This window comes from Halobacillus sp. Marseille-Q1614 (assembly GCF_902809865.1).
GTDB lineage: Bacteria > Bacillota > Bacilli > Bacillales > Halobacillaceae > Halobacillus_A.
This window is the reverse complement of the sequence record NZ_CADDWH010000001.1, coordinates 1,192,761-1,207,659: the sequence shown is the minus strand read 5'-3', so window position 1 is coordinate 1,207,659 and position 14,899 is coordinate 1,192,761. Positions and strand designations below refer to the sequence as shown.

Below are 14,899 nucleotides of genomic sequence, written 5' to 3'. Positions count from 1 at the left end.
AATAGACGGAGAAGGTGGTAAATAGTCATTTTCCATTGCTGCAGGGCTCCTTATCAGCATCTCTTTTACAGGTTAAAGCATTAAATCGAAACTGTAAATGGTTTAATAAAAAATAGGCTCTATCGTTTCAGAATCGAAAAATAAAAAAGAGAGCTGTTTTATGAAAAACCAATGGTCGCAAAGGCTTTTCAAACAGCTCTCTTTTAGGAAATCCGGTTATTAATACACCCAGGTTAAACTGTCTTTGTTGTAGTTGATAAGTTCCTGCTCATTAAAGAAAAGACTGATTTCGCGTTTTGCACTTTCTGGTGAGTCAGAGCCATGAATAACATTTTTGCCAACGTTTACTCCATAATCTCCTCGGACAGTGCCAGGTGCAGATTCTTTCGGGTTGGTAGCCCCCATCATCAGACGGGCTGTAGAAATAACGTTTTCCCCTTCCCATACCATCGCGAATACTGGACCGGATGTAATAAAATCGACCAGTTCTTCAAAGAAAGGCTTGCCTTTATGTTCACCGTAGTGCTCTTCAGCCAGAGAACGGTCAATCTGCATTAATTTAGCGCCCGCAAGCTTAAACCCTTTCTTCTCAAACTTCGCGGTAATATCACCAATTAAACTGCGCTGTACTCCATCCGGCTTAATCATTAAAAATGTCTTTTCCATGGATAAACACCTCAACTTATGTAATGTTTGTTTGTGAAAGCGCTTTTAAATAGCACCATAAAAGATTTTACCAAAATACATAGATAGTGGCAAACCTTTTATGCCCTTCTTTTTCCAATATATTTCGCAATCCCTTTTAAAGTCTGTTTTGCGCGGTTCTGCGGCAGGGTTTCAAGCGCCTTGTAAGCCTTATCTAAATAGCGGTCGCTCATCTGCAGAGCTTTCTCGATAGAACCATTTGATTTAATCGTCTCTATTACCCCCGCCATATGATAAGGTTCCAGGTTTTCTTTCATAAACAATTCTGTTAAGTCGTCTTTAAACTCACTGTCTTTATACAGAGTAATAAGGACAGGCAGGGTAATATTCCCCTGAAGCAGGTCACTTCCAGCCGGCTTTCCTAACTGTTCTTCAGACTCAGTAAAGTCCAGCACATCATCAATAATCTGATAAGACATTCCGACGTAATAGCCATAACGGTACAGTGCCATTTCTTCTTCTTCTTTAACTCCTGCGGCAATAGCTCCCAATCGGCAGCTTGAGGCAATAAGTATTGCTGTTTTACGCTTTATTCTCCGCAAATACTGCCGTAAGTTCTGATGGACATCGTATTTATCTTTAATTTGTTCAATCTCGCCAAGACAAAGCTCCACCATCGTCTTAGCAAGAATTTGATGTGCTTTCGGATCGTTAAGTGCCGATAAATTTTCTAAAGAACGAGCAAATATGTAATCACCTGTATACATCGCAATCCGGTTGTCCCATTTGGACTTAATCGTCGGTTCACCGCGTCTTACTTCAGCCTCATCGATAACATCGTCATGAACTAATGAGGCTGTATGAATCAGTTCCAGTGAAACAGCTACGGCTTTCATACGGTCGATCTGATAATCTCCGAATTTCCCTGCCAGAAGGACAAAAACAGGACGAATTCGTTTGCCGCCGGCATTAAGAAGCTGACTGGAAGCTTCACGCAGTACGATATTGTCGGATTGAATGGTTTCATTAACCGCTTCTTCAATTATGGCTAAATCTTGTTTTAAAAAAGAATAAATCATGGCTAGTTTCATTTTATTCATCCTCAATTAATTCGACTGCTTATCTCCCATATGCATGGCAGCTACGCCTCCTGTATAGGCTTTCACTTCAATGTTTGTAAACCCGGCTTCTTCAAACATTTCAGCTAACTCGTCAATTCCCGGAAAGTCTTTTGCCGATTCATGCAGCCAGCTGTACTCGTCATAGCTCTTGGCAAACACTTTTCCAAACAATGGCATAACATTCTGGAAGTAAAAATAATAAAATCGTTTAAATACTGGATTGGTCGGCTGCGAAGTCTCTAAACAAACAACTCGGCCGCCAGGTTTTACGACCCGGTGCATTTCTTTTAGTACCTGGAAGTAATCCGGGACGTTTCTTAAACCAAACCCGATCGTGACGAAATCAAACTGGTTATCCTCAAACGGAAGTTCCATAGCATTTCCATGCTGAAACTCTACATGCCGGATCCCGGCTTTCAATTTTTTCTTAATAGCCACAGAAAGCATATTATTGCTGAAATCTAGACCGATGACTTTACCGGACACCCCAACTCGATCAGCCAGGCTCATCGTCCAGTCTCCCGTTCCGCAGCAGACATCAAGCGTATGGTCCCCTGGTGTGACCTTCATTCGCTTCATCACATCTCTTCTCCACAAGCGGTGCTGCTGAAAAGATATGATCGAGTTCATTTTGTCATATCGGCTGTAAATATTTTCGAAAACGTGATGTACTCTTTCTTCTTTTGACGATTGCGGCATATTTATCCTTCCTCAGCGATACGTGTTTTATAAAATTTGTGATAGATTGCCGAATGAATATACTGCTTTAACCAGTTAAAATGGATCGGCATTTGCGAAACATTAGCTTCTAAATGTGAGATTTGATTGTGAAGCATATTCTCTATATAGAGGCCAAGCTGGCCGCTTGACTCCAGGATTCCCTGCCTTTTGGATAACAGATCCATGATCGGGGAAAATCGTCCTTCCTGATAGCTGTTCTTTTCATCAAGAAGTCTTTTGGCTAAAAGCCAGTCTCCTGCCATATCATTAATGGACGTTTTCTGCACGTAGGTAGCGACTCTCTGTATAAGCAGGGATTCTATTTTTCTTAACGATGATAAGAATTCTTGAAAGGATTCTACATCTTTATAATATAATTCCATTTTTAGTTCATTAATTTCTTTTATCGCCCCTGCCAATGTTTTTATCATCGGGATATCATCAAGCTGGGCCAATACATAATAATAAAGTCCGCTGTAGTAATCGCCGGCTAATACGGTCAGCTGGCGTGTGCGGATCGTTTCCGGTTCATCCGTCTCATCAGATAAAGTCACGTGGTCATGGGTATCAAGCGCAATTTGCACGAGCATTGTAGTGATTATATATTTTTCCTTTTTCAAAGGAGATAAATTGGTGTGATCCATGATAGACGCCAGGATAACGAGTTTATCTTCATCAATGACAGGGTCCGCAATAAACTTAGCTAAAAAAGGGTGACGCACATGAGCAGCTATTTTATCTTTTAACTGTGTTATTTGCATATTTGATGGATTCACTTTTCATCACCTGATCCCTTTCATAGACACATTATGACCCTAAATATTATAGCATAAACGCAGCAGTTAAGCTTTAGTATGTATATTGCAGAGATATTTTACTCTGCATCGTTTGTCATCTCTCCATGACTAGTCTGTATGACCGCCTTTCCGCGTACTTTTACAGCGGAGGTATGTTCGGTAAATTGGGCAATCATTACTTCGTTTTTATCCAGTTTTTCAGAGTGGTGAAAGCGGGTATCCGTTCCTCTCGTAAGCCCGATGACGTTTACTCCATCTTCCAGTGCTTTAATAACAAAGAAGTCATTATCTGATGCAGCCATCACATTTGGCTCCTTTCTTTTAGTCATACTATCTCTTATTCCCAAGCAGATGTCAAAAAATCTACTTTTATCCATTGAAAAAGGGGTGCATATAAGCACCCCTTAAAGCCCTATGTAGCTATTATTTTACAGCATCTTTTAGGGCTTTACCAGGTTTGAAAGCTGGTACTTTACTTGCAGAGATCTCGATCTCTTCACCAGTTTGTGGGTTACGGCCTTTACGTGCCGCACGCTCACGTACTTCAAAGTTACCAAATCCGATAAGCTGTACTTTCTCACCATCTTTAAGTGAATCCATGATAGATTCAAATACAGAATCAACCGCTTGAGTTGCGTCTTTTTTAGAAAGCTCAGCTTTCTCAGATACTGCATTGATTAGGTCAGTTTTGTTCATGACATTCACCTCCTTCCAAGAAGGTTGGTCTTCCAAGTGAACGAAGGTTCACTCGAAGGGCCTATTTAGTCACCAACATGTGATGACAAGCCTTATATTAAACGAGTTTGTACTGAAATTCAATAGAGAATACATGAGAAATCGCGTGATATAGCTGTTTTTGGTCACTCCTCACCTAACACGCTGCCAAAAATGGATATAAATTCAAATCAGAAAAACCCGCCAAATCCCTTGATATGAAAGGGTTTTGACGGGTTAATCAATGAGCGCATAGATAAGAATCTCAGGCATATTAGGAAAATAATATTTTTTAAAGAAAAAATTAAAAACGGCCCGCTAAGAGCCGTTAAAGTATAATGGCGATCATGCCGCCAGACCCTTCATTTATAATTCGTTCAAGGGTTTCTTTTAATTTATAACGTGCATTTTCCGGCATGAGGGAAAGCTTCGCCTGGATGCCTTCTCTGACGATTGAGCTTAATGATCTGCCAAAAATATCTGAGTTCCAAATGGAAAGCGGATCATCCTCAAAGTCCTGCATTAAATAACGCACGAGTTCTTCGCTCTGTTTCTCTGTTCCAATAATCGGGGAAAATTCAGACTGAACATCGACTTTTACCATATGAATTGATGGAGCCACCGCTTTTAAACGGACTCCAAAACGGGAACCCTGCCTGATGATCTCCGGCTCATCCAAGGCCATATCCTCAAGAGAAGGAGCCGCGATTCCATATCCGGTCTGTTTAACCATTTGCAGAGCATCCGCTACTACATCGTATTCTCTCTTCGCATGGGAAAAGTCCTGCATAATCTCAAGTAAATGATCCTTGCCGCGTATTTCTTCTCCGACTATTTCTTTTAAAATGTTATCATATAAGTGATCTGGAGCCTGAAGATCGATCTCTGCAATTCCTTCTCCTAAGTCCATACCGGATATATGGGCGCCTGTGATATGCTCATATTCTTCAAAATTCCCGATGACATAGTCGACATCGCGTAATCGTTTAATATCCTGAACTGTTTCCTCAATGGCTGTCTGCAAATGCCTTCTCAGCCAGTGTCTGGAGTCTAAGACCATTACCCAGCTCGGCAGGTTAACATTAACTTCCAATACTGGAAATTCAAATAAAGCCTCACGAAGTACGCTTTGAACGTCCTGCTCACGCATGCTTTCAACAGATAAAGCTAAGACAGGAATATCATACTTCTCCTGAAGCTCTTCTTTTAAGCGCAAAGTGCGGTCGTTGTGGGGTTGAGCTGAGTTGATTACCATGATAAACGGCTTTCCTACTTCGCGGAGCTCTTCAACAACTTTTTCCTCTGCCGATACGTAATCTTCGCGGGCAATTTCACCGATTGTACCATCTGTTGTTACGACAATCCCAATCGTAGAATGCTCTTGGATAACCTTTTGAGTTCCGATTTCAGCTGCTTCATGAAACGGAATAGCTTCTTCATACCAAGGCGTATGAATCATTCTCGGCCCGTTTTCATCTTCATAGCCTACGGCCCCTTTCACCGCATAGCCCACACAGTCCACCATTCTTACTCTTACATCTAAATGCTCATCAAAGCGGATCGATGCGGCCTGGTTTGGGACAAATTTAGGCTCTGTCGTCATAATCGTTTTACCGGCGGCGCTTTGCGGCAGCTCATCTAACGCTCTTTCCCGCTCCGCTTCATCCTCCATATTCGGGATGACGACCAGCTCCATGAATTTCTTTATAAACGTTGATTTTCCTGTCCGAACAGCACCAACAACTCCCAGATAAATATCCCCGTTCGTTCGCTTGGAAATATCACTGAAAATATCTACCTTCTCCAAAGGATCCCCTCCCAGATAAAATTCACAAATTACAAGCTTGGACACTCTCATTCTATGAGTTCACCCATAATAATTATGCTTAGTTTTAAAAAAGTAATTAATTTATGGGAGTTTCTTCTTTAAGTTTCCACATAAAAAAACCACTTCTAAAAAGAAGTGGTTAAGATGAGGATAGATCCTCAGCAAATACAGGTTCTTCACCTTCAATTGTATAAGCCGGAGAATATGCAGGGGCAAACGGTGTATGGTCTGTTAACAAGTAACGGATATCATCCCCGGTTTCATAATCATGTTCCTCGTTTCTCATAAGCTCATAAAGCTCTGGACGATAATCCACAAGGAGCTCTCCCCTTTCATTAATATAAATGGGAAGCTTTTTATCGGAATAAGGACTATCAACGGTTGGTTTTTCATCGAGTCCCATCTGTTCGTATTTTAAATCATAAACCCCTCTGGCAATTTTATTGTTAAGCGGCGGATATTTATTTTCATTTACATAATATTCGACCTTCATCTGCAGAGAGCGCAGAGCTTCTGTCACTTTTAAATCGACAACTTTTACAACAGGGTTGTCCTCTGCATGAATAATAATATATTGATAGTGGCCACCGTTCTCAAACGAATTGCCGGGTGCCTCGCCAATCAGGCCGCGTTCTCTCAGTTTACTGAAATCAATGGGATACTTTAAAAAGGGCTGTGTATCTTGCTCCCTTGTTTTAATAGGGAGCAGGTTTGTCTGGGATTGATATTCATAAACTGCATTTTGAATGGACTCCAGCTGCTCCTGATTGGAAAGCTGATTCTTACTCATTTCGGACTGAGGATAAAGACAGCCTGACAATATAAATACCATTAGAGGGAGTATAAGTAGTTTTAGATATTTCATGTTGATTCAGCACCTTCCCCTATGCGGTTGGCCCGCTAAGTACAATAAATGCAATAATAAGACCGCCAATAATCATAAACAAATAAGCAAAAACTGCGACAATCCAGGAAATAGTTCCTGAGAGTTTATAGCGGCTTAAATAGATTAACCCTGTCGCTAAAAACAAGGAGATGATTCCGGCAAATGATATGTACATCTTTAACAAACTTACTGACATAAAGCTTTCCTCCTAATTTCCTTAGGTAACCCGATGGTATTATACCATATGTATCCGCTTGCTCACAGAAAAAAAATACCGGAGCAAACATCGCTCCGGTTTGACTAAATAATTCCAAACTAGCTCCTACGTATTAATTGCTACGGGTTATAGTATGCATAACCATAGGGGACTGTCTCCTAAAAACGCCTACCCATGATTAACCTTTAAAGAATTTACTCAGTGTATTCATATCAAGAGGCATGTTTTGATTGACGATCGCTTCGACAATTTTATCCTCTTTCTTCTTGGAAACAGGCTTATTCGCGATCGTTGCCAGCTGCCTTACTAAGCGGCGAACTACTTTTTCATCGGTAAAGTCAGCATTTTTTACTGAATCCGCTACTTTAAAAACTTCTTCAGGGTTAATATTTGCTTTGTTTTGTAAATGATCAAAAATGTTCTTTTGAAAATTACTCACTGATGATAACCTCCTCGTGCGATTGATTCTTGGTAGTATATGCACGGGGAGGCAGAAGTGTTAGCTATTCATTTGATCATCTAAAATGTTTGTAAGATCTTCCATTTCGTGTCGGCGGATTCTTGTCATCAGCTGTGTGACAACATCATGCGGATCAGCATCGTTGAAAAGGACTTCATAAATGCCTGCTGTAATCGGCATATCTACTTCCTGCTTTTTCGACAGCTGATAAGCGGCCTTGGTTGTACGTACGCCTTCGACCACCATCCCCATATCTTCAAGAACTTCATCGAGCTTGGCACCTTTGCCTAATTTATACCCGGCTCTCCAGTTACGGCTGTGAGAGCTCGTACAAGTAACGATCAAGTCACCAACTCCCGTAAGGCCTGAAAATGTCAGCGGATTGGCTCCCATTGATGTTCCAAGACGAGCGATTTCAGCCAGCCCGCGGGTGATCAATGCAGCCTTCGCATTATCTCCAAATCCAAGTCCGTCAGAAATCCCAGCCCCTAAAGCGATGATATTCTTCAGGGAACCGCCAAGCTCTACTCCTACAAGATCTGGAGAGGTATACACGCGAAATTGTTCATTAATAAATAAATCCTGCACGCTTTTAGCGACGGATAAATCCTCCGCAGAAACCGTTACAGTTGTCGGGTGTCTTAAGCTGACTTCTTCCGCGTGGCTTGGTCCTGAAAGAACTACGATGTCCTTGTATTTATCACGAGAAATTTCTTCAGCAATGACCTCTGAAACCCGTTTATAAGTTTCCGGCTCAATCCCTTTTGAAGCATGTGTAAGAACGACTTTTTGATCCAAGTATCGAACAAGCTCTTTACATACTTCACGAATCGCTTTTGTAGGAACAACTAATACAATATGCTCCGTATCACTCACCACTTCCTTCATATCAGAACTGGCGGTGACGTTAGAAGGAATCGTAATGTCTTTTAAATATTTTTCATTTTGATGCGTCTCGTTTATTTTTTCGGCATGTTCCTTACGGTGAGACCATAAGTGAACATCGTGCCCGTTATCTGCCAGCACAATGGCTAAAGCGGTACCCCAGCTTCCTGCACCTAAAACAGCTACTTTACTCATAAAATGATTCTCCCCTCTCTGTTTAGATCAACTGCGTCTTCTTGCAATAATTTTAATAGGTGTTCCTTCAAATCCAAACGCTTCACGAATTCGGTTTTCCAAGAAGCGCTCATACGTAAAGTGCATCAACTCCGGCTCGTTAACAAATACCACAAATGTCGGCGGCTTCACCGCTACTTGAGTGGCATAAAAAATTTTAAGCTTCTGCCCTTTAATAGAAGGTGTTGGATTCATCGCTAATGCATCCATAATAACTTCATTTAAGATGTTAGTCTGCAGCCTTCTGGCATGGTTTTCACTAGCTTCAATTACTTTAGGAAGCAGTGTGTGCGTCCGTTTTTTCGTTTTGGCGGATAAAAACACGATCGGAGCGTAGTCTAAAAACCGGAAATTCGACCGGATATCATCTTCGAATTCCTTCATCACTTTTGGATCACTTTCGACCGTATCCCACTTGTTGACGACGATGATGACGGCTTTTCCTGCTTCATGGGCATAACCAGCAATTTTCTTATCCTGTTCCTGAATTCCATCCTCTGCATCAATCAGGGTTAGAACTACATCCGAGCGTTCAATTGCTTTTAACGCCCTAATGATACTATACTTCTCCGTCGACTCGTACACCTTTCCGCGCTTACGCATACCAGCCGTATCGATAATAACAAACTCCCGTCCGTCTTTTGTAAACGGGGAATCGATCGCATCTCTCGTTGTACCTGCGATATTACTTACAATGACGCGTTCCTGCCCAAGAATACTGTTTACAAGAGAGGACTTGCCTACGTTCGGGCGCCCAATCAGGCTGAATCGGATAATATCTTCATCTTCTTCCTCAAGTTCCAGCTCAGGAAAATGAGTAACAACCGCGTCCAGCATATCCCCCAGTCCAAGCCCGTGAGTTCCTGAAATAGGATAAGGCTCGCCAAATCCGAGAGAATAAAACTCATAAATAGTTTCTCTCATTTCTGGGTTGTCGACTTTATTGACAGCGAGTACGACAGGCTTATTGGATTTAAACAGCATTTTTGCTACTTCTTCATCCGCACCTGTAATTCCGTCCCGGCCATTTACCATAAATATGATCACATCTGCTTCATCGATAGCCACTTGAGCCTGGGCTCTCATCTGCACGAGAAGCGGTTCGTCTCCTAATTCAATACCACCAGTATCTATAACATTGAAAGTAGTGGTCAGCCACTCAGCCTCTGCATAAATACGATCTCTCGTAACTCCAGGTATATCTTCTACGATAGAGATCCGATCTCCTACTAACCTGTTAAAAATAGTCGACTTCCCTACATTCGGCCGACCGACAATCGCTACTACTGATTTTCTCACGAAAGGATCATCCTTTCCTTTACCAATAAATTATTTTCTTTCATTGAGGCTCTGTTCACCTTGATGGGAAGGGAGCGTATCCCCTCTCTTTTAAGCTGAAAAAGTTAACAGTGCTTTCATTTTAAATGATTTATATACAAAAAAATACTGCTGTTCTATGGATCATAACCTCTTTTTAGAGGATTGACCTCATAAGAATAGCAGACATGCTCTAACTTTATTATAGTAGCAAATTCCCTACTTTTATACAATCACTTATTCATTGGAGCCATCATGCGTTTCTTTAACAGCACTTTCCTTTTGGATATTTTCATCGCATGTTTTACACGTTCCATTAAGTAAAAAACAAATAATAGAAACACCCCTTGGATAATAGTCGTATGGGCAAATGAATAGTTCATCATAAACTCAATAGCCAAGCTTTGGGCAACAAAATAAGCAGCAATCGCCCCGCCAGCGTTCATTAATATCCACAAACCGATCTGGCTGGCAAGCGATGGCACACACAGCTGTATTAAAAAAATGACGGCCACAAGAATAATCCACGCACCGGGAAAAATGATCCATACAGGATTTACTATAATAAATAATTGCAGCAGAGTGGATAGAAATACAACGATGATCAGCCATAAATGGTTGAATACTGGTTTAGGCTCTGCCCAAAAGTATACACCAAAAGTAATATGAAAGCCTAAGGACCACATTAAATACTCAGACGATTCGGCAATAATTGAATAATTGATCATGCTAAGTAATACAAAGGCCATTATCGCTTGTTTTTTCGGAATTTGTGATGGAATAAAAAACGCCAGCAGAATAAAAGCAAACCAGCTAAACCAATAGTATTCGATATTCATAGAATTTCCTCCTATAACCATAAGTATAGGTCATCAGAGATGGTTTTAAACTATTGGCAATAGTATCAGGTAAGGTTGATGAAAAAAAGTTAACTACCCTGCTTGGGATAATCCGAGCACCCATGCAAAGAGACTAGTGAAGAAGTTTGATTAAGGTCAAAACGTCCTCAATAAAGACGATGTCTTTTTCAGTGACCCGCGAAGTGGTTTATAGTGGTCCCCTGATCTTGTGGGCCGCTTTAAAACGAACAGGCTCTGCTTTTTCTTTAAGAAACAATCCAAACATTTATCAGAGTATACTTTACAATAATAAAAACGAAGCCTGTCACAGCTTCGCTCTCTGTTCGATCCATTCTCTTGTTTTTCCGTAAACAACCACACTGGTTTCTCTTAACTCCTCAAGGTTTTTGGAGTTCGTCAGCATCATGGCTATTTTTAACTCATAATGAATATGGTCAATTTCAGCTATTAATTCATCCATGCCGTGATTGACTAATACTTTTAGAAGCCCTCCGGCCATACCGAACGCAGAAGCCCCAAGAGCCATTGCTTTCGCACCGTCAAGTCCGTGACGAATCCCACCAGAGCCAATAATATGAACATCTCTTTCTTTACGAATATCAGCAGCTTCAAGCAGCGAAACAGGTGTAGGGATTCCCCAGTTATTAAAAGAAGAGAATGGTTTTTCCCTTCTCATGTTTTCAATCATGGAAAAATTAGTGCCTCCCCGTCCACCGACGTCTATATAGCTGACGCCAATATCCGCAAGGGTTTGAATCGTTGCCTTAGACATACCATATCCGACTTCTTTCACTATTATAGGAACATGGATCCCCTGTACGATTTGTTCCATGTTCTGAAGCCGGCTGGTAAAATCTCTGTCGCCCTCCGGCATAATAAGCTCCTGAAGCGTGTTCACATGAATCTGCAGAGCGTCTGCTTCGAGCATATCAACGGCGCTTTGAGCCTGGTGCAAACTAGCTTCACTGCCTACATTGGCAAACACAGTACCTCTTGGGTTGCGCTTCCGCACGATTTCGTAGCTTGGACGCTCGGATGGGTCCTTAATAGCGGCCATTTGCGAACCAACTGCCATCCCAATCCCTGTGTGAGCGGCAGCTTCAGCTATGGCTTCATTAATTTTTAACGTTTCTTTCCCGCCTCCGCCCGTCATCGCATTAACAAAAAGGGGAGAACTTATTTGAAGTTCTCCCACAGTTGCTGATACATGAAGCTCATCAAAGTTTAGATGAGCTATACTTTGATGAACGATTTCTACATCATCAAAATGATTGTAATAATCGCGCTCATGCGTCAAAGCGTGACGGATGTGGTCGAGTTTTCTTTCTGCTCTCGACAAAACATTCACCGCCTGTTATTTTTTGTACTTATCGAGCTGGTCGCCAATCATATCGCTAAGTGAGAACCCAGCGTGATCGTCTTCTTTCTCGTATGATTTCATCTCTTCCCGGCTCTGATCAACTTCAAGCTCTTTCATGCTTAAGGAAAGGCGCTTTGCCTGTTCATCTACATCAAGAACTTTCACTTCGACCTGCTGCCCTTCTTCAAGTACTTCACCAGGTGTGCCGATGTGGCGGTTGGAAATTTGGGAAATGTGAACGAGACCTTCCACACCAGGGAATACCTCAACAAAAGCGCCAAAACTTACAAGACGGCGCACCGTTCCTTCAATAACCTGTCCAGACTGTACCCGGCTGGAAATGTCGTGCCATGGGCCAGGCTGAGTAGCCTTCAATGATAAAGAGATTCTTTCATTATCGCGGTCAACGGATAATACTTTTACTTTAATTTTCTGGCCTTCTTCTACAACATCCGAAGCTTTTTCCACATGCTGGTGTGAAAGCTGCGAGATATGTACAAGACCATCAATCCCGCCCAGGTTAACGAAAGCTCCAAAGTCTGTTAATCTTTGGACAGTACCTTCTACTACTTGTCCATCTTCTAATGACTGCAGCACTTCTTGCTTTTTAGAAGATTCTTCATCTTCAACTACGGCCCGGTGAGACAGAATGACGCGGTTCTGCTCGCGGTCGAGCTCAACTACTTTCAACGTAAGTGTTCGACCTTTATAGTCTTCAAAATCCTCTACATAATAAGTCTCTACTAATGAAGCAGGAATGAAACCACGAAGCCCGATGTCTACGACTAAACCGCCCTTAACCACATCTTTCACTTCAGCTTCGAAAATTTCACCGCTTTCAAACTTTTCTTCAAGTTCCTGCCATGCTTTGTCAGCATCGACTGCACGTTTGGATAGAACAATTTCATCATCTTCTACTTTCTTTACCTGTAGAGTAAGCTCATCACCTTCATTTACTACATCGGAAGCTTTTTCTACATGTAAGCTGGATAATTCACTAATAGGAACAATACCTTCAACTTTATATCCAACATCTACGAGAACTTGTTTTTCTTCGATCTTGACAACTTTGCCCGTCACGATGTCCCCTGTAGAAAATTCTTTCATACCTGATACTTCATTATTCATTTCATCCATACAAAGCAACCTCCTTCAATTTCCGACACTACTAAATACAGAAATGCCCTTTTGTCTAACTTCTAATATTTGAGGCGGTTTGTCAAGCGTTTTACCCTCATTCACTATGGAATTTATGCAATTGTCTGATTTCTTCCATAATATGATCAGTTACCTCCTGAGCGGAAGCCTTCTGTTCACGGTAAGTCTCGATGTCCATCGGTTTTCCGTATACCACTTTTAATGGCTTAAACTTTTCATAAGGCCCGATAATCGCACAAGGAACGACGACAGCTTTCGACCTTAACGCAAAAAATCCTATTCCTGCAAGGCCCCTCCCTATTTTACCGCTCTTTTGTCTAGTACCCTCCGGGAACAATCCTAAAGCATGATTTTCTTTAAGAATTTGAAGTCCTTTTCTCAGAGCGTCCCTGTCACGCATGCCTCTCTTTATGGGAAAGGCATGGACATTTTTTAAAATCCATCCGAAAACTTTCTTTCTAAACAGTTCTTCTTTAGCAAGAAAATAAATATTCCGGCTGTTTGTAATTCCGACGACGGGCGGGTCGAAATTGGAGATATGATTGGAACATATAATGACGGGTCCTTTTTTTGGTATGTTTTCTTTCCCAATAACTTTTATACGGTATAACGGATAAAAAATAACGGAGCACACTGCTTTACCTATTTTATATAAATTCATTATGTGACCTTCCTCCTTTACCTTTTTACTGATGCAATGGAAATAATTCGATCAACTACTTCTTCGATAGAAAGAGAAGTCGTATCAAGCTCAATTGCATCATCTGCTTTCACTAAAGGAGCCGCTTCACGTTTTGAGTCAATTTCATCACGTTTCCTGATATCATCCATTAAGTCCTCTAAATTGGAATGGAAACCCTTCTCAAGATTTTCTTTATGGCGGCGTGCTGCTCTTTCCTCAACCGAAGCAATCATAAAGATTTTTACTTCTGCATCAGGAATGACATGGGTTCCGATATCTCTTCCATCCATGACAACGCCCCGCTGTTCCACCAGCTTCTGCTGGCGCCTTACCATTTCTTTTCTCACGTTGGCATGTTTAGCTACATAAGAAACAGACGCCGTCACCTCATTTGAGCGGATGTCATGGGTGACGTCCACTCCATCAAGCCAGACGTGCTGACCATCGGATTCTTGAGTCAGTTCAATCGTTGTATTATTTATCAGATCAGTCAGCTTCTGCTCACTGTCTAAATCAATATTCGATTGAACCGCTTTTAACGTCAGGGCCCGGTACATCGCTCCCGTATCGATATATATATAGGACAGCTGCTGAGCAACCTTTTTTGCTACTGTGCTTTTTCCTGCGGCTGCCGGTCCATCAATTGCAATTGCTAGTTCACGTTTCATCTTACTTTCCTCCATTAATTCAGTGACAAAATTCATACAACTCACTGCTTTGACACCTTACTTTAGCGCGAATATGTACGCAGTTCACTTTTATTCATACTCGTAAAGAATAACATAAAATCTTTCATAAAATCTATACTACGGAATCTGCTTTGTCTTTAGAAGAAGCATTTTCCGTTCAAACAAAATTTAATAATTAAATCCCGCTTCCTTTCTTCTAACTCTATAAATTGGAGAGAAACGACGTTGTTGCCGCTCCCTTTTACACTGTCCAATGGCTGAAGCTTCAATTGAACGAAAGCCGCCTGGTTTTATTGGCAGCGTAAAAGACACTTTCATCGAAGATC

General features: G+C 41.5%; 17 protein-coding genes. All 17 read right to left on the bottom strand.

Annotated features, from left to right (window positions below; genetic code table 11):
* Positions 1 to 219: 219 nt before the first annotated feature.
* On the bottom strand, positions 220 to 666 hold the full coding sequence (gene ndk, locus HUS26_RS06055) for a nucleoside-diphosphate kinase (RefSeq protein ID WP_173916297.1): 447 nt from the start codon (positions 664 to 666) through the stop codon (positions 220 to 222).
* Between the two features lie 98 nt (positions 667 to 764).
* Positions 765 to 1,736, bottom strand: a complete 972-nt coding sequence (gene hepT / locus HUS26_RS06050) for a heptaprenyl diphosphate synthase component II (RefSeq protein WP_173916296.1) — start codon at positions 1,734 to 1,736, stop codon at positions 765 to 767.
* A 15-nt stretch (positions 1,737 to 1,751) separates the two neighbouring features.
* Positions 1,752 to 2,465: a demethylmenaquinone methyltransferase gene (locus tag HUS26_RS06045; RefSeq protein ID WP_173916295.1), complete on the bottom strand. Its 714-nt coding sequence runs from the start codon at positions 2,463 to 2,465 to the stop codon at positions 1,752 to 1,754.
* A gap of 2 nt (positions 2,466 to 2,467) precedes the next feature.
* The gene (locus HUS26_RS06040) at positions 2,468 to 3,262 is read right to left on the bottom strand and encodes a heptaprenyl diphosphate synthase component 1 (protein ID WP_254434143.1); all 795 of its coding nucleotides are present in this window, start codon (positions 3,260 to 3,262) and stop codon (positions 2,468 to 2,470) included.
* A gap of 98 nt (positions 3,263 to 3,360) precedes the next feature.
* Positions 3,361 to 3,585 (bottom strand): trp RNA-binding attenuation protein MtrB, encoded by a 225-nt coding sequence (mtrB, locus tag HUS26_RS06035; protein WP_173918758.1) that lies wholly within the window; start codon positions 3,583 to 3,585, stop codon positions 3,361 to 3,363.
* A gap of 121 nt (positions 3,586 to 3,706) precedes the next feature.
* Positions 3,707 to 3,979: an HU family DNA-binding protein gene (locus HUS26_RS06030; RefSeq protein WP_082233987.1), complete on the bottom strand. Its 273-nt coding sequence runs from the start codon at positions 3,977 to 3,979 to the stop codon at positions 3,707 to 3,709.
* 346 nt (positions 3,980 to 4,325) lie between these two features.
* Positions 4,326 to 5,804, bottom strand: a complete 1,479-nt coding sequence (gene spoIVA, locus HUS26_RS06025) for a stage IV sporulation protein A (protein ID WP_173916294.1) — start codon at positions 5,802 to 5,804, stop codon at positions 4,326 to 4,328.
* A 160-nt stretch (positions 5,805 to 5,964) separates the two neighbouring features.
* Positions 5,965 to 6,690, bottom strand: a complete 726-nt coding sequence (locus HUS26_RS06020) for a hypothetical protein (protein WP_173916293.1) — start codon at positions 6,688 to 6,690, stop codon at positions 5,965 to 5,967.
* Positions 6,691 to 6,709: 19 nt separating this feature from the next.
* On the bottom strand, positions 6,710 to 6,907 hold the full coding sequence (locus tag HUS26_RS06015) for a DUF2768 domain-containing protein (protein WP_173916292.1): 198 nt from the start codon (positions 6,905 to 6,907) through the stop codon (positions 6,710 to 6,712).
* Positions 6,908 to 7,106: 199 nt separating this feature from the next.
* The gene (locus HUS26_RS06010; RefSeq protein ID WP_173916291.1) at positions 7,107 to 7,367 is read right to left on the bottom strand and encodes a stage VI sporulation protein F; all 261 of its coding nucleotides are present in this window, start codon (positions 7,365 to 7,367) and stop codon (positions 7,107 to 7,109) included.
* A gap of 60 nt (positions 7,368 to 7,427) precedes the next feature.
* A complete protein-coding gene (locus tag HUS26_RS06005) occupies positions 7,428 to 8,468 on the bottom strand; it encodes an NAD(P)H-dependent glycerol-3-phosphate dehydrogenase (protein ID WP_173916290.1) in 1,041 nt (346 codons plus the stop codon).
* Positions 8,469 to 8,495: 27 nt separating this feature from the next.
* Complete coding sequence (der, locus tag HUS26_RS06000; RefSeq protein ID WP_173916289.1) at positions 8,496 to 9,806, bottom strand: ribosome biogenesis GTPase Der; 1,311 nt, start codon at positions 9,804 to 9,806, stop codon at positions 8,496 to 8,498.
* 251 nt (positions 9,807 to 10,057) lie between these two features.
* Positions 10,058 to 10,663, bottom strand: a complete 606-nt coding sequence (locus HUS26_RS05995; protein WP_173916288.1) for a hypothetical protein — start codon at positions 10,661 to 10,663, stop codon at positions 10,058 to 10,060.
* Between the two features lie 325 nt (positions 10,664 to 10,988).
* Complete coding sequence (fni, locus tag HUS26_RS05990; RefSeq protein WP_371809558.1) at positions 10,989 to 12,032, bottom strand: type 2 isopentenyl-diphosphate Delta-isomerase; 1,044 nt, start codon at positions 12,030 to 12,032, stop codon at positions 10,989 to 10,991.
* Between the two features lie 6 nt (positions 12,033 to 12,038).
* Entirely contained in the window at positions 12,039 to 13,181 is a 1,143-nt protein-coding gene (gene rpsA, locus HUS26_RS05985) for a 30S ribosomal protein S1 (RefSeq protein ID WP_173916286.1), read from the bottom strand.
* A 97-nt stretch (positions 13,182 to 13,278) separates the two neighbouring features.
* The gene (locus HUS26_RS05980; RefSeq protein ID WP_173916285.1) at positions 13,279 to 13,863 is read right to left on the bottom strand and encodes a 1-acyl-sn-glycerol-3-phosphate acyltransferase; all 585 of its coding nucleotides are present in this window, start codon (positions 13,861 to 13,863) and stop codon (positions 13,279 to 13,281) included.
* A gap of 17 nt (positions 13,864 to 13,880) precedes the next feature.
* Positions 13,881 to 14,552: a (d)CMP kinase gene (cmk, locus tag HUS26_RS05975; RefSeq protein ID WP_173916284.1), complete on the bottom strand. Its 672-nt coding sequence runs from the start codon at positions 14,550 to 14,552 to the stop codon at positions 13,881 to 13,883.
* Between the last annotated feature and the right edge of the window lie 347 nt (positions 14,553 to 14,899).